Origin of the sequence: Streptomyces sp. NPDC086519, from assembly GCF_040686075.1 — a bacterium.
GTDB classification, from domain to species: domain Bacteria; phylum Actinomycetota; class Actinomycetes; order Streptomycetales; family Streptomycetaceae; genus Streptomyces; species Streptomyces shenzhenensis.
Window position 1 is genome coordinate 81,645 of record NZ_JBFBJL010000017.1, and the last position, 20,582, is coordinate 102,226.

Sequence of the window (20,582 nt, forward strand, 5' to 3'; positions counted from 1 at the left end):
TTCGGGGAGTCGGGAAGCGGCTGGTCAGAAGTCGAGGGGGAAGCTGCGCGGCCTGTGGCCGGTGGCGCGGGCGTAGGCGTTGGCGACGGCGCCCGCCGCCGCGGGGACGCCGAGTTCGCCGGCGCCGCCCGGTTCCCCGCCGGACGGAAGGATGTGGGCCTCGAACTCCAGCGGGGCGTGCCGCTGGCGGGCGTAGTGGAAGTCGGCGAAGCTGCCCTCCCGGACCGTGCCCCGGTCGATGTGCAGCCCGGCCCGCAGCACGGTGGAGATGCCGTCGACGGCGGTGCCCATGAGCTGCGCCTCCAGGCCGCGCGGGTTGACGGCCGTACCGACGTCGGCGGCCATCACCACCTTGGTGACCCGGGGGTTCTTCGGGTCGGTGGCGTCGATCTCGGCCAGGCAGGCGACGGCGGAGCCGTACTCCTCGTGGACGGCGACGCCCTGGGCGGTGCCCGCGGGCATGCGGCGGCCCCAGTGACCGGCGGCCGCCGCCTTGGCGAGGACGGCCTTCACCGTGCTGCCGCGCAGGGTGGCACGGCGGAAGGCGACCGGGTCCTGGCCCAGCGCGCGGGCGATGTCGTCGACGACGATCTCCTCCGCCGTGCGCATGGTCCCGGAGTCCACCGAGCGCCAGGCGCCGAGCGGTACCGGCAGTTCGATGCCGCCCGCGTCACCGCCCACCCGGCCGAAGTCGTACAGCCCGCTGTCACTGGGCAACGGCCGGACCGCCCCGGACTGCGCGGTCACGCCCTTCCCGTCGGACGACTCCCCCACCGAGGCCGACATGTGCTGGAAGGCCACCACCCGGCCCCCGGCGAGACTGGCCCGGATCCGGTGGTGGTCGGCGGGGCGCATCCTGCCGTGCCGGGTGTCGTCGTTGCGGCTCCACATCAGCTTCACGGGTCTGCGGGCCGCCTTGGAGACGAGCGCCGCCTCGATCGCCTGGTCGAAGGTGAGCCGCCGCCCGAACGAGCCGCCCCCGCGCGTCACATGGACCCGTACGGCGCTCTTCGAGAGGCCGAGCAGGTCGGCGAGGGTGTCCCGGGCGTCCATCGGTGTCTGGGTGGCGAACCACAGCTCGGCCCGGTCGGAGCGGACGTCGGCGACGGCGGTGAGCACCTCCATCGGGGCGTGGCTGACGAACGCGAACGCGAACTCGCCCTCGATCTGGGTGGATCCGCGCGGCGGGGTGCCGAGCCGGGGTACCGCGGCCCGCAGCCGGGCGCGGATCTCCTTGTCGGACAGGGGTGCCAGCGGCCCGTCGGCCCAGGTGATCCGGAGTGCGTCCCGGGCCTGGAAGGCGTGGTGGAAGGTCTCGGCCACGACGGCGACCCCGGCGGGGATCCGCACGACCGCGTGGACGCCCGGCAGGGCGCGGGCGGCCGTGTCGTCGAGAGAGAGCAGTCTGCCGCGCAGGGTCGGGGGCCGGGCCACCACGGTCGGCTTCGCGCCCGCCACCGCCAGGTCGCCGGCGTACTTCGCGGCGCCGGTGACGATGTCCCGAGCGTCGATCCTGGTCGTCGGCTTCCCGATCAGCCGGTGCCGGGAGGCCGGCTTGGGTTTGCCCGGCACGTCCGGGGTGCGGATCCGGGCGGCGCTCGCGGTGAGGGAGCCGAAGGTGGCCGTCCGGCCGTCGGGGGCCACGACCATGGTGTTCCGGGTGCGCAGGCTGCGCGCGGGCAGCCGCCAACGGCGGGCGGCCGCGGTCACCAGCCGGGCGCGCGCGGTGGCGGCGAGCTGCCGGGCCGGGCCGTAGAGCGAACGGACCGAGCTGGAGCCGCCGGTGTACTGGCTGCCCCTGCTGCGGGCGTCGGCGAGCGGGATCCGGACGTCGGCGAGACGGGCGTCCAGCTCCTCGGCGATCATCATGGCGACGGCGGTGGTGATGCCCTGGCCGACCTCGACCCGGGGCAGCCGTACGACGACCTCGTTGGCGGCGGTGACCTCCAGGACGAGCATCTCCTCGTCGGTGCCGGTGACCAGGACGCCGGGGGCCGCGGTGGCGCCGTCGGCCTCCGGGGTGCCGCAGCCGAGCGGGGCGGCGATCGTGAGGGTGGCCGCGGCGACCGTGTACACCATGAATCTCCGGCGGGACGGTCCGGCGGCCCGCCGGGGCTCGTTGCGGTCCAAGCGGGGGCTCCTGTCGGTCGGTTCCGGTGCGGGCGCGGTACGGCACCGGGTCTCGACAGCTAGGAGGGGCGGGTGTCCGCACGGGTTGCCTGCCGTGCCCGGCTCTCCTCGCCGCGGGGCCGGATGGCGCATCATGGCGGTATGAAAGAGCTGGCGGGGCGGCTGGCCGCGGTGGACCCGGATGCCGGGGCCGCCGTCGCGGTCATCGCCTACTTCGACCGGCTGGCCGAGACCCGGGCCGGTCTGGAGGCGCTGGTGCGCGGGGCCGCCGTGCTCGCCGGGTGCCCGGCCCGGCTGGCCGACGAGGAGCGGCGGGTCCGGCTGCGGGTGGAGCCGGACGGACGGCGGACGGACGCCGCGAGCGCGCCCGAGCCGGGCTGGCCGAGCGCGCCGCTGGTACCGGGCGGCCCGCCGGGGCTGTGGCTGGAGCGGGCCGGGGGTGAGGGTCCGAGCGTCGTCGACGCGGTGATCCTGGAGCGGGCCTCGGCGGCCGTACGCTCCGTGCTCGACCGCACCCGGGGGCGGGCTCCGGGGCCGCCGGCGGACGACCCGGCGCTGGTCGAGACGGTCCTGGACGCGGGCGCCCCGCTGCCGGCCCGGCTGCACGCGGCCCGCCGGCTCGGCCTGGACACCGCCGACCCGGCGGCGCGGTTCCGGGCGGTGGCGGTCGCCGACGGCTCACCCCGGATCGCGGCCGACGGGACGCCCGGGATCGCGGCCGACGGGACGCCGGTGGTGCTGCCGGCGGGACGCGCGGGCGTGGGTCCTGCCGTGGCCGCCGCGGATCTCCCCCGGTCCTGGGCCGCGGCCAGGACCGCGCTGCGGTTCACCTCCGACGGCGGCGCGCAGGAGTCCGGCGGCCCGCCCGTGGTGTACGCGGACGAGCTGGGCGGGGTCGCGCTGCTCGCCGGTCTCGTCGTGCCCGGCGGGGAGCCGGCGCCGGACGTCCGCGCCGTGCAGGCCGCCGCGGCGGACGCGCCCTGGATGCTGCGCACGCTGCACGCGGTCGCGTCGACGGCGAGTCTGCGGGCGGCGGCCGCCGAGGTCAACGTCCACCACTCCACGCTCCAGGACCGGCTGACGCACGCGGAGCATCTGCTGGGCTGGTCGGTGCGCACCCCGCACGGCCGGTTCCGGCTGCAACTGGCCCTCACCATGCGCCACCTGATGGTGAACCAGTAGAACTCGATAGAAATCGGCAGAACTCAGTAGACGTCCCGGACGTAACGCCGGTCCGCGGTCAGCTGCTTGACGTACACGGTCGCCTCGTCCTCGGTCAGTCCGCCGTGCACGGTGGCGATGTCCCTCAGGGCCCGGTCCACGTCCTTGGCCATCCGGGAGGCGTCGCCGCAGACGTAGAAGTGGGCGCCGTCCTGGAGCCAGGACCACAGCAGCGGGCCGTGTTCGCGCATCCGGTCCTGGACGTAGACCTTGGCGCGCTGGTCGCGGGAGAACGCGGTGTCGAGGCGGCTCAGGGTGCCCTCGGCGAGCAGGGCGGTGAGCTCCTCCTCGTAGTAGAAGTCGGTGGCCCGGTGCTGTTCGCCGAAGAACAGCCAGTTGGGGGCGCGGTGGCCGCGGGCGCGGCGCTCCTCCAGGAAGCCCACGAACGGCGCCACGCCGGTGCCGGGGCCGACCATGACCATGGGGGTCGCCGGATCGGCGGGCGGGCGGAAGTGCGCGGAGCGCTGGACGTGCACCGGCACCTCGGTGCCGGGTTCGGCGTCGGCCAGGAACGGCGAGCAGACGCCATGCCGGGGCGTGCCGCGCAGGTTCTCGTAGCGGACGACGGAGACGGTGAGCGAGACCTGGTGGGGGTCGGTGAGCGGACTGGACGAGATGGAGTACAGGCGCGGCTGGAGCCTGCCGAGGACTTCCGCCCATTCGCCGGCGTCGGCGCGGATCCCGAACTCGGCGACCACGTCGACCGCCTGCCGGCCCCAGGACCACTTGGCCAGCTCGTCCTTGTTGTCGGGGCGCAGCAGTTTCCGCAACTCGCGCGGGTCACGGGTGCGTTCGGCGGCGAAACGGAGCAGGTCCGGGGTGACGCGGGTGATGTCCAGATGGCGGGAGAGCGCTTCACCGAGGGGGACTTCACCGACTCCGTTGACCTCCACGCCGGTTGTGGCGTCGAGACCGGTGACGTCCAGCCATTCCGCGACCAGGTCCCGGGAGTTGAGCGGGCGGACTGCGAGCGCGTCGCCGGCCTCGTAGACCAGCGGGGTCTCGCTGTCGCGGCTGTCGAAGGTGAAGCGGCGGACCTCCTTGCCGGCGCCGGGCAGGCTGAGCAGCCGGTTGCCGACCAGCCGGGCGGTGACGGGGGCGGGGCGCCGGGGCCTGGCGGGCGCGGGGGCCGCCGCGGGGGACGGCGGGGCCTCGGCCTTGAGGGCGGTGAGTACCTGGTCGAGCCAGGCCTCCGCCTGGGTCTCGTAGTCCGGTTCGCAGTCGGTGCGCGGCGCAAGCCGGACCGCGCCGAGTTCGTCCATACGACTGTCCAGGCGCCGCCCGTGGCCGCAGAAGTCGTCGTAGGCGGAGTCACCGAAGGCCAGTACGGCGAACCGGCGGCCCGCGAGCCGGCCGGTGTCGAGGGCGGCGAGGCCGTCCCAGAAACCGGCGCCGTTGTCGGGGGCGTCGCCGTCGCCGAAGGTGCTGGTGATCAGGAGCAGGTCGGCGCCGGTGGGCAGGGCGGCCGGGTCGGCCTGGTCCATGGGGACGAGGGAGGCCGCGTGGCCGCCGGCGGCGAGCCGCTCGGCGGCGGTGGCGGCGAAGTCCTCGGCGTTGCCGGTCTGCGAGGCCCACAGGACCACCACCTGACGGGTCGGCGACGCCGGCGCGGCGACCGGGGCCGCGCCGGTGCGTGAGTACATGCCGGCGAGGGTGCCGTTGACCCACAGGGCGTGCTCGGGGCTGAACGGCGCGTCCGGCGGCAGCACGGGGACGCCGGGGGCGCCGACCGGAATGCCGGCGAGGAAGCCGACCAGGTACTGCCGTTCACGATCGGTGAGGACCGGCGGCGGCGCCGGGTCGAGGCCGAAGACGGAGGCGGCGGAGGGCGGCACGGCGGCGGGCGCGACAGCGCCGGCGGCGGGTACGACGTCGGCGGCAGCGGGTACGACGACCGCGGCCGGGGTCTCCTCGGTCCCGGGCGCCTGCACGGTCACCGGCGTGGACACCTTGGTCAGCGACACCGCGCACACCTTCAACTCGGGCTGGAAGGACAGGGGGTCGACCGCGTCGCTGGTCACCGCGTTGACGCTGAGGTACTCGCCGAACAGGTCGTTCCAGTGGAACGGCGCGAAGCAGGAGCCCGGCAGCACCCGGTCCGTGACGACCGCCGGCAGCACCGCCCGGCCGCGCCGCGAGGCGACCTCGACGGAGTCGCCGTCGGCGAGCCCGAGCGCGGCCGCGTCCTCGGGGTGGATCTCGACGAACGGGCCGGGGTCGAGCTTGTTCAGCTTGGCGACCTTCGCGGTCTTGGTCAGGGTGTGCCACTGGTGCTGGAGACGGCCGGTGTTGAGGACGAACGGGTAGTCGTCGTCCGGCATCTCGGCGGGATCCACGTGCGGCCGGGCGTGGAAGACGGCGCGCCCGGAGGCGGTGGCGAAGGTGAGGGAGCCGTCGGGGTTGCGGTACCGGACGGGGTTGCGGTCGGGGCCGTCGGCGGTGGCGGCCGGCCACTGGACGGGGGCGGTGCGCAGCCGGTCGTAGGTCACGCCCCGCAGGTCATAGCCGGTCTGCGGGTTGTGGAAGCGTTTGATCTCCTCGAAGATCTCCTCCGCGCTGGCGTAGGAGAAGCCGTCCTCGAAGCCCATCGCGCGGGCGACGCCGGCGATCAGCCGCCAGTCGGCGGTGGCCTCGCCGGGCGGGTCGGCGGCGGGACGGGCGAGGGTGAGGTTGCGCTCGCTGTTGATGAGGACGCCCTCGGTCTCAGTCCACAGGGCGGCGGGCAGCACGACGTCGGCGTAGGCGTTGGTCTCGGTGTCGGCGAAGACGTCCTGGGTGACGACGAACTCGGCGGCCTCCAGGCCCTCGATGACGGTCCTGCGGTTGGCGACGGAGGCGACCGGGTTGGTGCAGATGATCCAGCAGGCCTTGATCTGGCCGTCCGCCATCTTCTGGAACATCTCCACCGTGCCCTTGCCGACGCCGTCGGGGCGGATCGTGCCGGGCGCGAGCCCCCACTGCTCCTCGACGAAGGCGCGGTCGGCGTCGACGAGCACCGAGCGCTGGCCGGGCAGGCCGGGTCCCATGTACCCCATCTCCCGGCCGCCCATGGCGTTGGGCTGGCCGGTGAGGGAGAGCGGGCCACTGCCCGGGCGGCAGATCTTCCCGGTCGCGAGGTGCAGGTTGACCAGGGCGTTGGTGTTCCAGGTGCCGTGCGTGGACTGGTTGAGGCCCATGGTCCAGCAGCTGGTCCACTCCCCCGCCTCGCCGATCAGCCGGGCGGCCTCGCGCAGGTCGGCCTCGGGGATCCCGGTGATGTCGGCGACGGCGGCGGGCGGGTAGTCGGCGAGGAACTCCGGCATCGCCTCCCAGCCCTCGGTGTACGCGGCGACGAAGTCGGGGTCGGTGTGCCCGTTCTCGTGCAGCAGGTGGAGCAGGCCGTTCAGGAGCGCGAGGTCGGTGCCGGGCCTGACCTGGAGGAAGAGGTCCGCCTTGGCGGCCGTGGCGGTACGGCGCGGGTCGACGACGATCAGCTTGGCGCCCGCCTTCACCCGGTCCATGAGCCGCAGGAAGAGGATGGGGTGGCAGTCGGCCATGTTGGCGCCGATGACCAGGAAGACGTCCGCCTTGTCGAGGTCCTGGTACGAGCCGGGCGGGCCGTCGGCGCCGAGGGAGAGCTTGTAGCCGGTGCCGGCGCTGGCCATGCACAGCCGGGAGTTGGACTCGATGTTGTTGGTGCGCAGCCAGCCCTTGGTGAGTTTGTTGGCGAGGTACTGGGCCTCCAGGCTCATCTGGCCGGAGACGTAGAGGGCGACCGCGTCGGGGCCGTGCTCGTCGACGATCGCACGCAGCCGTCGCGCGGTCTCGGCGACCGCCGCGTCCACGGCGGACGGCACCGCCTCCTCGCCCCGCTCGGGCCGCAGCAGGGCGGTGGTCAGGCGGCCGGGCGCGGCGAGCATGTCGGCGGTGGTGGCGCCCTTCGTGCAGAGCCTGCCGGCGTTCGCGGGGTGCTCCTTGTCCCCGGAGGCCTTGAGGACGGTGCGGCGGCCGTCCGGGCCCGTGCCGATGTCCAGGACCATGCCGCAGCCGACCCCGCAGTACGAGCAGACGGTCCGCACCTTGCCGGTGTCGGTGCTGCGCGAGTCCGGCGCGGCCACGGGCACCCCCTGTTCCTGCTGGTCAGCCTCATCCATCCGACCCCGACCGTATGTACGGCTGATTACGCCGGCGTCACCGCTCCCGATCAACAGGGGTTAAGGCCGCCGCACAGACCCGCTCCGGGCGATGTGAGCGGACCCGCCCGGGACGCCGGCCGGACCCCTGCCTCTCCGTCGATCCGCGCATGACCCGGAGGACGGGACTGCCCGCCGGCGACGCCTTCGCCACCGGACGCACCCGGGCGGCCTCGCCCTGCCAGGTCCGGGAGTGGCGGTGCCCGGACCACCGGCTCGTGGACGGCACCGGCGAGGTCGTGGACGCCGCCGCGGTGGCCTGGAGACGTCGTGGTGCCCACCGATCCGCTGGACAAGATCCTCGACACGGGCCTCACCCGCCTCGCCCCCGGCTGGGAGGACGACATCATGCTGCTCCCGGCGTGCCCGCCGCGCCTCCGGCCGCCGGGTGAGACACCGTGATGCGTGGCTCGTCCACCGGCAGGGAAACGATCAGCAGTGAGGAACGGGGATGCGGCACGAGGAGAACGGCACGGCGGCCGCCGTGGAGCAGGCGCTGCGGGACTGGCTGTCCCGGGATGCCGGGGGGCCGCTCGCGGAGGTGCACCGCTGGGCGCTGCACCCGCCGGGGAAGCTGCTGCGGCCGGTACTGCTGCTGGAGTCGGCGGCGGCCGTGGGCGGGTCCTACGAGCGGGTCATGCCTGCGGCGGTCGGGGTGGAGCTGGTGCATGTGGCGAGCCTGCTGCACGACGACATCCTCGACGACGACCAGCTGCGCCGCGGCAAGCCGTCGGTGCACGCCAGGTTCGGGGCGGGCGCGGCGGTCCTGGGCGGTGACGCGCTGATGTTCGCGCTGTTCGAGCAGGTGGTGGAGTGCGGTCGGCGCGGGGTGCCGGAGGCCGCCGTGATCCGGGCCGTGGGCACGCTGGCGCGGGCCGGCCGGCGGATGGCACGGGGGGTGGCCCGGGAGCTGGACCCGGTCCGGGCGCCGGACGCGGTCGGCGGGTATCTGGAGATGGTCCGGCTGAAGACGTCGGCGCTGCTGAGCGCGTGCTGCGAGGCGGGCGCGGTGCTGGGCGGCGGCTCGCCGAGGCAGGTGCGGGCGCTGGCCGGGTACGGCGACGCCCTCGGGGTGGCGTTCCAGATCCGCGACGACCTGCTGCCGTACGGCCCGGAGGCCGGGCGGGAGGGCAAGCCCGCCGACAGCGATCTGCGCAACGGCCGGCCCAGCCTGCCCCTGCTGCTGGCCGGGCCGGTCCCGAACGATCCGGAGCAGGTGGGGCGGCTGCTGGTGGAGACGGGCGCGCTGGAGGAGTCCACGCGGCTGGCGCGCAGGTACGCGGAGCAGGCCCGCCGGGAGCTGGACGCGCTGCCCCGGGGCCCGCACCGGTCCGCGCTGTACCGGACGGCCGAGGCCCTCGCCCCCGAGCCGTGGCGCACGGAAGGTGCCGGGTGAGGACGCGGCTGTCCGGCGATCTGGGAGACGCCGCGCCCGTACGACCTGGCGGTCATCCCGGTCCGCACCGCGCAGGCGGTCGAACCGCGCGGGTACGGGCGAACGCCGCCGCGGCCCGAGCGGCACGAGGAAGGAGCGGTGCGGTCGGTGCGTGACGCTCAGTCGTAGGTGATGACCATCCGGAAGCGCGCGGCCCCGGTGAGCATCTTCTGGTAGGCCTCGCCCGCCTGCTCCAGCGGTACGGTCTCGATCGTCGGGCGGATCTGGTGCAGGGCGCTGAACTCCATGGTGTCCTGCACCTCCTGCGCGGTGCCGGACGGATGGCCGCGGACCACCCGCGCGGCCGCGAGCAGCTGGAGCGGGCTGATCTGGAGCGGCTCGGGGTCGATGCCGATCACCACCAGTTCGCCCCGGGGGGCCAGGCCGTCCACGGCCGCCGAGATCGCCTGGGAGTTGCCCGCGGTGGCGAGTACGGCCTTGGCGCCGCCCAGCGACTGGAGGGCCTCCGCGACCGGGGTCCGGGCCGTGGAGTCGACGTAGTGGTGGGCGCCGAGCTGTTTGGCGAAGTCGGCCTTCTCCGCGCCGCGGGCGACGGCCACCGTCTCGAAGCCCATGGCCACCGCGTATTTCACCCCGAGGTGGCCGAGCCCGCCGAGGCCGACGACGGCGACCAGGTCACCGGGCTCGGCCGGGCTGCGCCGCAGGCCGTTGAAGGTGGTCACGCCCGCGCAGCCCATGGGGGCCGCGTCGGCCGCGGTCAGCCCGTCGGGAATGCGGGCCAGTGCGTCGACCGGCGCGATGACCTGCTCGCCGAAGCCGCCGTCGTAGGTCCAGCCGGGCGTCTTCATGTTCTCGCAGACGATGAAGTCGCCCTGGCGGCAGGGCTTGCAGTGGCCGCAGCTGCCGCCGAACCAGCCGACCGCCACCCGGTCGCCGGTCTGCCAGCCCCAGTCCTCGATGCCCTCGCCGAGCTCCTCGATCCGCCCGGCGATCTCGTGGCCGGGGACCACCGGGAACGTGACGCCCGGCAGTGCGGCGGTGACGAAGAAGGCGTCGCTGTGGCAGACGCCGCAGGCCTCCACGGCGATCCGCACCTGGCCGCGGCCCGGCCTCGGCACCTCCCGCTCGACGATCTCGAAGGGTCCGCCCAGGGCGGGCACCTGCGCGACTCGGTAGATACTCATGGGTCACTCCCGTAACGGGTATGACGGGCAAGGTCCGAAGCCCCCTCACCCAGCACACCAGCTCCGGGCCGATCGCGCGCGTCGAGCGGCAGGGCGGGCCCGTCGTGCGATCAGGAGGTGATGCCGTTGTACTGGTCCCAGGTGTAGGCGAGGTCCGGCGAGGAGGGCTTGCCGGGCCAGTTGAAGTAGTCCCAGACGAGTTCGGCGGGGTTGGTGGCCAGGTAGCCCCGGCCGGGCAGGTCGTCGGCGTCGTCCCAGGCCCAGGGCGGGTTGGCGGCGTCGGTGTCGCAGGCGCCGTTGGCCGGGCCGAGGACCCCGCCGGCGCCGCACTTGGCACCGTAGGGGTTGGAGCTGTCGTCGCCGGCGAAGTTGTCGGGCGTCGCGAACAGCGAGGTGAGGGTGCGGTCGGCCCACATGCCGTTCGCGGCGAAGACGTCGGTCAGCGTGTACTGCACGTCACGGTCGTTGGAGCCGGACGGCACCTCGGCGGTGGAGCCGGGGTAGTAGACGATGCCGTCGCCGCTCGCGTACTGGTCGCGTTCCTTGGAGAGGTAGCCCTCGGCCCACGCGGCGTGGGTGTTGGGCTGCTGGGTGGTGAAGGGGCGGCCGTGGCCGTCGTCGTGCGGGTCGCCCTGCAGCCTGAGCGTGCCGTCCACGCTCTCCTGCCCGCTGGCGAAGTCGCTGCCGGAGGGCACCCAGGAGTAGAAGTTGCTGTGCGCGACCGTGATGGCGGCCTTCAACTGCCCTTGCTCGGAGCCGTCGTTGGCCACGACGACCAGGACGCCCTCGGAGTCGTTCTCGTGCTCGGTGAGGTCCTCCTGGTAGTTGTCGAGGACGCCGTCCGACCAGTCGCGCGGGTGGAAGTACATGTAGAGCAGGTACGAGAAGCTCGGGGTCTGGACGACCGAGTAGTAGACGTGCGCCGCGAGCGGGAACTGGCTGGTGTTCTCCCAGTTGTCGCGGCCGTTGAGGTCACCGTCGTAGTCGTACGACGTGATGTAGTCGGACTTGCCGCCGAGCGCGGTCTCGCCGGTGGAGTCGACGTCCTGGAAGTTGACCGGGGCCCACCACTGGGCGAGGGCGGCGCGGTCGGTGGCGGCGTCCGCACTGGCCGGGGTCGGCCGGGTGAGGCCGGCGCAGCAGACGGCGGCCAGGGCGGCGGTCACGGCGAGGGATCTGCGGCGGGTCAGAGGCACACGGGAGCGGTGGGGGCGGCTGGTTGCCACGGTTCCTCCGGGAGCGGCGTAAGGAACCGGCACGTCGCTGAAGTCGGCGTGCCGGTAAGGAAGTTGACGCTGTGAGCCGGTGGTGCGTGTGGTGCCGCGGGTACGATACAGCGCGGTATCGGCGCCGTGCGGGTCCTAGGGTGAGGTGCCCGTCGTGCCGGGCACGTTCGCCGGCGGGGCGGTGAGCGGCGACGACGACGGCGGGGACGCCTCCCCCGAGTCGGCCTGAACGACGAGGACGACCGCGATGACCGCCGTGGTCAGGGCAGCCATCGTGGCCAGCCACCAGATCCTGAGTGTTTTCGCATGAGCGGCCATGGCCCCCCCCTTCGACGCGGAGCGTACGCCGTTGCCTGAAGAGGGGAGTCTCTTTTCACAGCACGCGGCAGCCGGCGCCGCACGCCACCGGCCTCACCGCCACATTGTGGCCGTCTTTCGCGTCTGTCGCACCGGATTGCCGAATCCGCGAGGCAACTGACTCCCTGTCAAGGGTGTCGGTGCGGAGCGGCTGTCCCCACGACGTCGTCCGGAACGTCACAGCTCTCTCGGGAACCTGACACTTGACAGCGCCCCGCCGCTGCTGGCGTACTGCTCGGAGCCGTTTAGAACGTTCTAGTCTCCGGGTGGCCGGGAAGAGGAGAGCCGCGATGTTCGCACTGGCGGTCTGTGCGGAGATGGTCTTCCGCGACCTGCCGATCGAGGAGCGCGCCCGGCGCCTCCACGAGGCCGGTTTCCAGGTCGAGATCTGGGACTGGACGAGGCACGACCTCGACGCCCTCGCCCGGACACCCGCCGACATCGTCTCCATGACGGGATACGTCAGCGGAAGCCTCACCGACGAGGACGGCGCCGCCGCACTGCTGCGCACCGCCGAGGAGTCGCTCAAGGCCGCCGAGCACCTGGGCTGCACCCGGCTGAACCTCCACGGAACCGGGCTGGACGGGCAGGGGCTGCCCGTGGTGCCGGTGCCCGGGGAACCCACCGGCGCGATGTGGCTGGCCGCGCAGCGCACCCTCACCCGGATCGCCGAGCTCGGCGAGAACGCCGGCGTCACCTTCACCCTGGAGAACCTCAACACCGCGGTCGACCACCCCGGCGTGCCCTTCGCCAGGGCCGCCGACACCATGACGCTGGTCGCCGCTGTGAACCGGCCGGGGCTGCGTATGAACCTGGACCTCTACCACGCCCAGATCGGCGAGGGGAACCTGATCGAGCTGGTACGCCGGGCCCACGGGGCGGGACTCATCGGCGAGATCCAGGTCGCGGACGTACCGGGCCGGTGCGAGCCGGGCACCGGAGAGGTCAACTACCCGGCCGTCGCCCGGACGCTGGCCGACATCGGCTACGCGGGCACCATCGCCATGGAGGCGTGGGCCTCCGGCGACACCGAGGCCGCGCTGGAGCGCTTCCGCGCCGCCTTCGCCCTGTGAACGGCTCGGAACGGCAGCGCCTGGCCGCGCGCCTCGGCTGTCCGGATGGGCGACGTCCGGGAGCGCGGCGCGACCGTACGGACCGCGTCGTCGCGCCGAGCACGGGTGACGGCAGGCCACGGCCCGGCACCTGCGACCGCGGGGCCCGCTCCCGCGTCCCGGCATGAGGCGAGGGCCTTCTACACTCGTCGCACAGGACGCGACCCCGGACCAGGGAGGACAGAGTGCCGACGCCCCCGGCGCCCCCCGGCGGAAAGCGGCCGACGCTCGCCGACGTGGCGGCACGGGCAGGGGTGTCCACGGCGCTGGTCTCCATCGTGATGCGCGACGCGAAGGGCGCCAGCGCGACCACCCGCGAGCGCGTCCAGGCGGCCGCGCGCGAGATCGGTTACCGCCCGGACACCCGGGCACGTCTGCTGCGCAGCCACCGTTCGCGGCTGCTCGGAGTGCAGTTCGGCCTCCAGCACCCCTTCCATGCCGACCTGGTGGAGGGCATCTACGCGGCGGCCGAACCGGCCGGTTACCAGATCGCGTTGAGCGCCGTGACCGCCGGGCGCGGCGAGCGGCGCGCCGTCGAGTCGCTGCTCGCCGACCGCTGCGAGGCCCTGATCCTGCTCGGCCCGCAGGCCCCCGGCGCACGGCTGGCGGAACTCGCCGGGCAGTTGCCCGTCGTCTCCGTGGCCCGCCGGCTTCGCCCGGCCCTCCCGGGCCTGGACGTCGTACGGACCGCCGACGACGAGGGCGCCCGCCAGGCCGTGGACCACCTCGTCGCGCTCGGCCACCGCGACATCGCCCACATCGACGGCGGCCGGGCACCGGGCGCGGCCGACCGGCGCCGCGGCTACCGCGAGGCCATGAACCGGCACGGCCTGGGCAGCCACGTCCGGGTCCTCTCCGGCGGCCTGACCGAGGAGGACGGCGCCACGGCCGCCCGCACCCTGGCGGCCTGCGCACCGCGCCCCACGGCCGTCCTGGCCTTCAACGACCACTGCGCGACCGGCGTCCTCGACGCCTTCCTCCGCAGCGGCATCGCCGTCCCGGCCGGCGTCTCCGTCGTCGGCTTCGACAACAGCCACCTGGCCCGCCTGGCCCACATCGACCTGACCACCGTCGCACAGGACGTCCCACGTCTCGCGGCACTCGCCGTCGGCCGGGCCGTCGCGCGCCTGGAGGGTGACGAGGCCCCCGCCGGGGAAGCCGTCGTCGCCCCCCGCCTCGTCGTCCGGGGCACGACCGCTCCACCGAGCAGCGTGAGATGAGCGGTCATCCGGTGAACGCCTGGTCACCGGCGCGGTGACGTGGCCCGGCTCGGTGGAGGGACGTCGCCGTCACGCGTGCGGCGGCGACCCGGGTGACCGCGGCGGACAACTGCTTCCGGGTGGGCGCGGGCAGCGGGCCGCCTCTGACGGAGTCCACCAGCTGACCGGCGGTCCGGTGGAGCTTGGTGTTGGTGTTCTGGGAGGTGGCCACCAGGACACTCCAGGCTTCCTCGGGAGTGAGAACGAAGGCGGCCATCAGGATGCCGCGGGCCAGGTCGATGGTGTCCCGGGTCTGAAGCGCCCGCCGTAGCTGTACGACCTCGACGCGCAGGTCGGTGCCAGGATCGCCGGCAGCGGGCCGAGAATCCCCGGCGTCCCCCGCGTCCCCCGCGGCCCCTGCCTCCTCGGCGTCTTCCCGTCCGTCCGGCACGGTGTCCGGCGTGAACAGGGGGAGGGCGCCCGTGATCTCCAGTATCCGCCGCACGGCCGGGCCGGCGTGCCGGAGCGTGACCTGCTTGGACTCCTTGAGGGCCTGCCGCCTCGCGTTCAGAAGGACGTTGAGGCCGGAGCAGTCACAGAACCCGACCCCGCGCAGGTCCAGTTCGATGCCGTGCGAGGAGCGCAGCAGCGCCGCCCGCAAGGCACGCCGAAGTCGTGGCTCACTCGTGAGGTCGAGATCACCGCACACCGTGACGACGGTGCGCCTCCCCTCGTCGCGGCTGCGAATGGTGAGATCCGGCGGCTCGCGCACACCGGCTGGGTCGAGTGTCCGCCCGGTGCCGGGCTGTTCTGGTTCCGGCATGGCCTCGCTCCCGTGGCGCTCGTGCGATGTCCACCACCAGGTTCACCCCGGCATCGACATGCGTCAAGAAAAACAGGAAACAAAATTCGTGTGTTCTGAAACGCGAATCATGAGGCGTAGGATTGGCCCATGGCTGGAGCAGCACCGGAACCTCACACGGGGTGGACCTTCGTCACGAACCACGCCCGTGTCCTGGCCGCCATCGCGGGCGACGAGAGCGCCCGCGTCCGTGACATCGCCGCTCATTGCAGGCTCACGGAGCGCGCCGTCCAGAAGATCATCTCCGATCTGGAGCGGAGCGGTTTCCTCTCCCACACCCGTGAGGGGCGCGGCAATCTCTACCGGATCGAACCGGGAACGGCTCTTCGGCACCCGGCCGAGTCCGGGCTGACCGTGGCCTCCTTGCTGGCCCTGCTCGCCCAGGTCGAGCCCCATGCCGCCGGCCGGCCGGGCGGCGAGGGGGCGTCACCCTCCTGAAAACACCGGCCCCGACACCCGGTCACGTTGCGGCCGTCGGGCTGCGCCTCAAGGACGGCGGGGCTCCAGGGCCCGGCCGGCCACCGCGCGGGCGGTCCCGGCGGGCCGGGCCCGGCGACGGTGCGCGTGCGCGGTGAGCGGCGGCGCCTCCTCGGCGCTCACACCCGGCTGTATCATGATCATCCCGGTGGCCTGGCGCACCTCCTCCCGGTCCGCCGGCGAGGGGGCCGATCCTCGTCGCACGCCGCTGCCCCGCAGGACGGCGCGGATCGCATCGGGCGTACCAGTGTCTCGGTCGCTCCCGACTGCCGGCACCGTCGCCCACCTGTGCCTGGTCAGCCGGCGCCGACGTAGCATCGACGCCGATTCCCCACCGGTTCGGCCCGGGTCCGCCCGGCCTCGCAGCGCACAGGAGTGGCACCGCCCATGGACGCACCCGCGGACAGCCCGTGGTCCGGAACCGGTCTGGACCCGCTGACCGGTCGCGTTCTGGAGCACCTGGTGACCGTGCCCGCGGCGGACGCGGCCGAGGTGGCGGCAGCGGCCGAAGTGTCCACGGCGGACGCGGAACGGGCTCTGCGCCACCTCACCGACACCTCGCTCGCCCTGCGCATCGACGGCGCCGTGCCCCGCTGGGCGGCCGGCCCTCCGCGCACCTCCCTGGGCGTCCTGCTGGCCCGCCAGCGGGCCGAACTGGCCCGCGCCGAGGGGCTCGTGGAGCGCCTGCACGCGGTGTACGAGACCGTGTCCGGGGCGCGCTCCGCACACCTGGTGGAGCTGCTGGAACGCGAGGACGAGGTGTCGGCGCGCTACGGCCAGTTGCTCAAGGGATGTGTGGCGGAGGTGCTGCACCTGGCGAAACCGCCGTACGTCACCGGTTCCGGGGCGGACGCGGGGGGATCGGACGTGGCGGACGGGGTGCGGATGCGTTCGGTGTACGAGACCGAGGGCTTCACCGACGAGGTGTCCCTGGCCACGGCGGTGCGCGGCACCGGGCGGGGCGGGGAACTGCGGCTGGCTCCGCGGCTGCCGGTGAAACTCGTGGTGTTCGACCGGACGGCGGCCCTGCTGCCGGTGCGGGGGGACCGGCCGGCCGCCGGCTCACTGGTGGTTCACTCGCCCGCGCTCGTCGAGGCGCTGGCGGCCCTGTTCGAGAGTGCGTGGGCAGCTGCCGAACCGGTGTCCCTCGCCGGCCGGACCGACGCGCCGCCACCGGCTCGCGGCCACGGCGCCTCGCCGCCCGAGGACACCGGGGCGACGGAGGCACCCGACCCGCGCACCCGGGAGATCCTGCACCTGATGGCCACGGGGATGAAGGACGACACGATCGCCCGCGTGCTCAAGGTGAGCCGCCGCACCGTCCAGAAACATGTCAGCGACGCGGGCACGCGGCTCGGCGCCCGCACCCGCTTCCAGATCGCCCTGCTGGCGGCGGAACGGGGCTGGCTGGGGGCGGGCCAGGGCCTGGGGGATGTCGTGGTCGGGCAGTAGTCGCCGGAAGGCCGGCGCCGCGTACGGTGCCGTACCCGTGGATACGGCACCGTAGCTGGGGCGGGGTGCTACGTCGTGGCCTTCAACGCGAAGTTCCGGTGGGTGACCCGGTCCCCGCGCACCACGATCCGCCGGGTGAGGGGCCGGTGTCCGTCCGCGGTGACCCGGAGGGTGTGTACGCCGGGGGCGGCCGAGAACAGGGTGTAGAGGCCGTCGCCCACGGCCGGGTCCTCGGGTGTGGCCACGGTGAGTGCGGCGGCGTCCGCGGCCGAGGTGTCGGCGACCTTCGCGCCGACGATCGCCTTACCGGTGCGGGCGTCCTCGACGGTTCCCACCGTCAGCCCGCCCGGCACCGGCTCCAGCGTCCGGCTCTGCACGCTCACGTCGTCGACTTCCCAGAAGTAGGCCCAGTTCGCGACGAAGTGGAAGCGCAGCCGCACCGACGGCTGTCCGGCGTACTGCCGCAGCGGGACGCTCACCGAGAGGTGGTCGGCCTCGCCGTTCGCCTTGGGACCGGCCCACACGGTCTGCCAGGTCGCGCCGTCGTCGGTGCTGGCGTCCACGGTCATGTCCTGCTGGCTGAGGTTGGTGATGTAGTGCGTCTTGAAGGTGAGACTGGCCGACTGCGCCGTCGACAGGTCGTAGGCGGGGCTGACCAGCGAGGTGTCCTGGTGCGGTCCGAACGGCGCGTTGTCGCTCTCGACGGTCGCGAAGGAGCCGCTGCCGCCGGTGGCGTTGCCGCGCTGGGTGGGGTCGTCGAACTGCCAGCCGTTGTCGCTGTCCGCCGCGCTCGCCACCGTCCAGCCCTGTGGTGCCGCGGTGGGTGTGTCGAATCCCTCGGAGTGCTCGGTGGTGTGGAGGGCGTAGCCGACGGCGGTGGCCGTGTCCGGGTCGGCGGCCAGGGCGGTGTCGGCGTGCACGGCCTTCTTGCCCACCGTCACCTTGCGGGTTACCGCCTCGTAACCGGGCAGGGCCGCGGTGACGTCCAGGGTGTAACCGGCTTGCTCCGGAAGGGAGATGTCGTACCGGCCGGTGACCGGGTCGGTCCACACCGGCGCCTCCGGCGAACCCTCGACGGCGATCCGGGCGTACAGCGGCCAGCCGTGCCCCGAGCCGTCCCGGACCGTGCCGCGCACATGGGTGCGGGGCAGGGCCTTGAGGCCGAAGTCGCGTGTCGCGGTCTGGCCGTCCGCGATCTCCAGGGAGACCGGTGCCGTGGACGCGTAGCCGAAGGCCGTGACGGTGAGCCCGTCGACCTCACCTGCGGGCAGGTTCAGGGTGTACGTGCCGTCGGCGCTCGTGGTGGCCACGTCGAGGCCGGAGGCCACGGTGGCGGCAGCGACGGGTTTGCCGGTCCTCGTGTCGGTCACCTTGCCGGTCAGGGTCCCGCTCGGGCCGCTGCGGAAGGCCGCCAGTCCGGCCGGGGTGCCCAGGCCGGTGGGGCCGTCGTAGCCGGTGCCCGCGGTGCACAGGTAGGCGGCGGCGCAGGTGCCGTTGGATCCGGAGGTGACGTCGTTCAGTCCGGTGCCGCCGGCCGTGTACGGATACGCGTCGGGGTAGGTGCCCGGGCGCGGTGAGCCGGCCAGCGCGTAGACGCCGGCGATCACCGGGGCGGCCGCGCTGGTGCCGCCGTAGCGCTGCCAGCCGGTGCCGAGCGATCCGAACGTCGAATAGACGGCAACGTTGTCAGCGACCGCGGAGACGTCCGCCACACTGCGTCCCAGGCATCCGGTGTCCTCCTGGAAGGAGGGCTTGGACTGGTACGACGCGCAGCCCGAGCCGGGCCCGTAGGAGCCGCGCTTCCACACGGTCTCGTCCCAGCCGCGGGCCGTGCCCGGGTCGGCGACCAGGTTGGTGCCGCCGACCGCCGTCACCGTGGGAAGGGTGGCCGGGAACGCGACGCCGTAGCCGTTGTCCCCGCTCGCCGCGACGACAGCGACGCCGGGATGGTCGTAGGAGGCGCCGTACGTCGGAGCGTCGGAGGCGTAGTCGCCGGAGCGGCCGTAGGAGTTGGACACGTACTTCGCGCCCAGCTCGACCGCCTTGTCCACCCCGGCCGCGAGCCGGTCGAGTCCGTCGTTGTCGGTCTCCACGAGCAGGATGTGCGCCTGCGGGGCGACCGCGGAGACCATGTCGAGGTCGAGGGCGATCTCCCCGGCCCAGCTGTCGTTGGACAGCGGGTAGTCGGTGCCGCCGCGCTGGTCCACCTTGCTGAAGCAGCCGTTGGCCGTGGTGCACGGCGGCAGCCCGTACTGGGCGCGGTAGACCGCCAGGTCCGCTTCGGCGTCGGGGTTGTCGTAGGCGTCCACGATGGCGATGGTCTGCCCCGCGCCGCCGTCGGCCGGGAGGCTGTAGGCGCTCTGCAGGTCCTGCGGTCCGAGACCCGGCGGCGTCTGGGCCGCGGCCAGCCGGAGCAACGGGGACTCGCTCGCGGAGCGCATGGCGAAGCACGACGCGTGTCCCTTGGCGGGCGTGTCGCACACGGGAGTCAGGCCGGTGCCGGTCTCGGGGTCCAAAGAGGTGTCGAGCCGGGTCGCACGGGCGGTGGCGCCGGAGGCCGGGGCCGGCGCGGCGTGCGCGGGCGCCTCGATGCCGAGGAGAACGAGGGCGGTGAGCCCCAGGGCGGCTACCACCGACCGGGGCCGCGGGGCCACTGATATTCGCTCTCTCCGGAACACGGATTTCTTCACTTCGTACCCATCGTGACGGGCCCTCGTTATTGGGCCGGGGAACTGGAACCTGCGCGCAAGACGACGTCCGGACAATTAGCCGGTTAGGCGTGACGGGATGTCAATAGCCTCTTTGTTACGCGTTCATTTCCCGGGACGGGGCCGACGTCGACGAGGGTTCTCACTTGTGCAGAATCACGAAGTGGCAGGGTAAAGCCCGTGCGCGGCGGACGAGTTCGCGCTCACACTGCATGGGTCCGACCGAACCCGCCGACCGATTCCGACATGCCCCCGCCTTTTCCTCTCAGCGGCCGTCTTCGTCCGGCCGTGCTTCCGACGGGTTCGGATGACATGGTGAGTACCGGCTGCCTTTTCCCCGGAACGGCAATTGGCCCGCCCTGGGTCTGGCGGGGGCGGGTCGCCGGACAATTGCCCGTTCAGCAGCCGTCGGAGGCGGCTCTCGGTTTCGTCGCGCCCGGAGGGAAGGCCGCGGAGGTCGCCCGGCTCCTCGGCATCGCCGACCCGACGGTCCGTGTCCGGCGTCGCCGGCACCTCGTCGTCTTGGGGCGGCTGCCCGGCATGAGGAGCAGTGGCCTGTCCGAGCTCGGGACGGTCACCGCCGACGGCATGCGGAGGCCGTGCCCGACGGGCACGGCCTCCGTTCGGTCACGTACCGGGTACGTGGTCCAGATCGGCGTCGGTACCGGTGACCCAGTCGGGTTCGTGGACCAGGAGGCTCAGCTGCCGGTCCGCCAGATCGACGTCGACGACGTACCGGAATCCCGCCGACGCGGCCCTGTCCGCGGCGTTGCGGTCGCCCTCCGCCACCGCGTACACGACCCGGCGGCAGCGCGGGTCCGCTGCCCGGACGGCACGCACCAGAGTCCGGAGAAGGGCGGAAGCCGTCTCCGTGCCCTGATCCGTCTCCAGCACGACTTCCACGTCGTGGGCGCCGACGGGGTAGGCGTCCTTGAGGCGGCCGGCCGCACAGCGTTCCACACGGACCGTGATCTCGGCTCCGCCCGCGCCCAGTCGCAGCCTGCCCGCGCGACGGCTCCAGGACTCGACGGTCGTCCGCGCCGCACCGTCGACGCGCAGGACCGGAAGTGCGGGCACCGCGAGCAT

General features: G+C 73.6%; 16 protein-coding genes. 7 read left to right on the forward strand and 9 right to left on the reverse strand.

The features are described from left to right. Positions 1–24: 24 nt before the first annotated feature. Positions 25–2,079, reverse strand: a complete 2,055-nt coding sequence (locus AB0P24_RS18170; protein WP_365795215.1) for a molybdopterin cofactor-binding domain-containing protein — start codon at positions 2,077–2,079, stop codon at positions 25–27. Positions 2,080–2,271: 192 nt separating this feature from the next. On the opposite strand from AB0P24_RS18170, the gene AB0P24_RS18175 reads away from it, so the two are divergent. Continuing rightward, on the forward strand, positions 2,272–3,312 hold the full coding sequence (locus AB0P24_RS18175; protein WP_365795051.1) for a helix-turn-helix domain-containing protein: 1,041 nt from the start codon (positions 2,272–2,274) through the stop codon (positions 3,310–3,312). Positions 3,313–3,335: 23 nt separating this feature from the next. Here AB0P24_RS18175 and AB0P24_RS18180 read toward each other — a convergent pair whose 3' ends face one another. Next, entirely contained in the window at positions 3,336–7,448 is a 4,113-nt protein-coding gene (locus tag AB0P24_RS18180; RefSeq protein WP_365795217.1) for a molybdopterin-dependent oxidoreductase, read from the reverse strand. A gap of 345 nt (positions 7,449–7,793) precedes the next feature. Between AB0P24_RS18180 and AB0P24_RS18185 the strand changes: the two genes are divergently transcribed. Continuing rightward, positions 7,794–7,925 carry a hypothetical protein gene (locus tag AB0P24_RS18185; RefSeq protein ID WP_365795053.1) on the forward strand — a complete coding sequence of 44 codons (132 nt, stop codon included), beginning with the start codon at positions 7,794–7,796 and terminating at the stop codon, positions 7,923–7,925. A gap of 49 nt (positions 7,926–7,974) precedes the next feature. After that, positions 7,975–8,919 carry a polyprenyl synthetase family protein gene (locus AB0P24_RS18190; RefSeq protein ID WP_365795055.1) on the forward strand — a complete coding sequence of 315 codons (945 nt, stop codon included), beginning with the start codon at positions 7,975–7,977 and terminating at the stop codon, positions 8,917–8,919. 158 nt (positions 8,920–9,077) lie between these two features. Here AB0P24_RS18190 and AB0P24_RS18195 read toward each other — a convergent pair whose 3' ends face one another. The 3 genes from AB0P24_RS18195 to AB0P24_RS18205 form a co-directional block, all read right to left on the reverse strand. Continuing rightward, the gene (locus AB0P24_RS18195; RefSeq protein WP_365795057.1) at positions 9,078–10,103 is read right to left on the reverse strand and encodes an alcohol dehydrogenase; all 1,026 of its coding nucleotides are present in this window, start codon (positions 10,101–10,103) and stop codon (positions 9,078–9,080) included. Positions 10,104–10,213: 110 nt separating this feature from the next. Next, positions 10,214–11,299 carry a hypothetical protein gene (locus AB0P24_RS18200; protein ID WP_365795059.1) on the reverse strand — a complete coding sequence of 362 codons (1,086 nt, stop codon included), beginning with the start codon at positions 11,297–11,299 and terminating at the stop codon, positions 10,214–10,216. Positions 11,300–11,464: 165 nt separating this feature from the next. Further along, positions 11,465–11,647, reverse strand: a complete 183-nt coding sequence (locus AB0P24_RS18205) for a hypothetical protein (protein WP_365795061.1) — start codon at positions 11,645–11,647, stop codon at positions 11,465–11,467. Positions 11,648–11,976: 329 nt separating this feature from the next. Here AB0P24_RS18205 and AB0P24_RS18210 point away from each other — a divergent pair, with 329 nt between their 5' ends. Together AB0P24_RS18210 and AB0P24_RS18215 are read left to right on the forward strand one after the other, a co-directional pair. After that, complete coding sequence (locus AB0P24_RS18210) at positions 11,977–12,759, forward strand: TIM barrel protein (protein WP_365795063.1); 783 nt, start codon at positions 11,977–11,979, stop codon at positions 12,757–12,759. Between the two features lie 224 nt (positions 12,760–12,983). Continuing rightward, entirely contained in the window at positions 12,984–14,018 is a 1,035-nt protein-coding gene (locus AB0P24_RS18215) for a LacI family DNA-binding transcriptional regulator (protein WP_365795065.1), read from the forward strand. A gap of 4 nt (positions 14,019–14,022) precedes the next feature. On the opposite strand, the gene AB0P24_RS18220 is transcribed toward AB0P24_RS18215, so the two are convergent. Then, positions 14,023–14,820 (reverse strand): anti-sigma factor antagonist, encoded by a 798-nt coding sequence (locus tag AB0P24_RS18220; RefSeq protein ID WP_365795067.1) that lies wholly within the window; start codon positions 14,818–14,820, stop codon positions 14,023–14,025. A 129-nt stretch (positions 14,821–14,949) separates the two neighbouring features. Between AB0P24_RS18220 and AB0P24_RS18225 the strand changes: the two genes are divergently transcribed. Continuing rightward, on the forward strand, positions 14,950–15,297 hold the full coding sequence (locus AB0P24_RS18225; RefSeq protein WP_365795069.1) for a helix-turn-helix domain-containing protein: 348 nt from the start codon (positions 14,950–14,952) through the stop codon (positions 15,295–15,297). 48 nt (positions 15,298–15,345) lie between these two features. Here the strand turns inward: AB0P24_RS18225 and AB0P24_RS18230 are convergent, their stop codons facing one another. Further along, a complete protein-coding gene (locus AB0P24_RS18230) occupies positions 15,346–15,480 on the reverse strand; it encodes a hypothetical protein (protein WP_365795071.1) in 135 nt (44 codons plus the stop codon). Positions 15,481–15,723: 243 nt separating this feature from the next. Between AB0P24_RS18230 and AB0P24_RS18235 the strand changes: the two genes are divergently transcribed. Further along, positions 15,724–16,788, forward strand: coding sequence for a LuxR C-terminal-related transcriptional regulator (locus tag AB0P24_RS18235; protein ID WP_365795073.1), 1,065 nt, complete (start codon positions 15,724–15,726; stop codon positions 16,786–16,788). A gap of 68 nt (positions 16,789–16,856) precedes the next feature. Here the strand turns inward: AB0P24_RS18235 and AB0P24_RS18240 are convergent, their stop codons facing one another. Together AB0P24_RS18240 and AB0P24_RS18245 are read right to left on the reverse strand one after the other, a co-directional pair. Beyond that, positions 16,857–19,442 (reverse strand): carboxypeptidase regulatory-like domain-containing protein, encoded by a 2,586-nt coding sequence (locus AB0P24_RS18240; protein ID WP_365795075.1) that lies wholly within the window; start codon positions 19,440–19,442, stop codon positions 16,857–16,859. Between the two features lie 681 nt (positions 19,443–20,123). Further along, the gene (locus AB0P24_RS18245) at positions 20,124–20,582 is read right to left on the reverse strand and encodes a hypothetical protein (RefSeq protein WP_365795077.1); all 459 of its coding nucleotides are present in this window, start codon (positions 20,580–20,582) and stop codon (positions 20,124–20,126) included.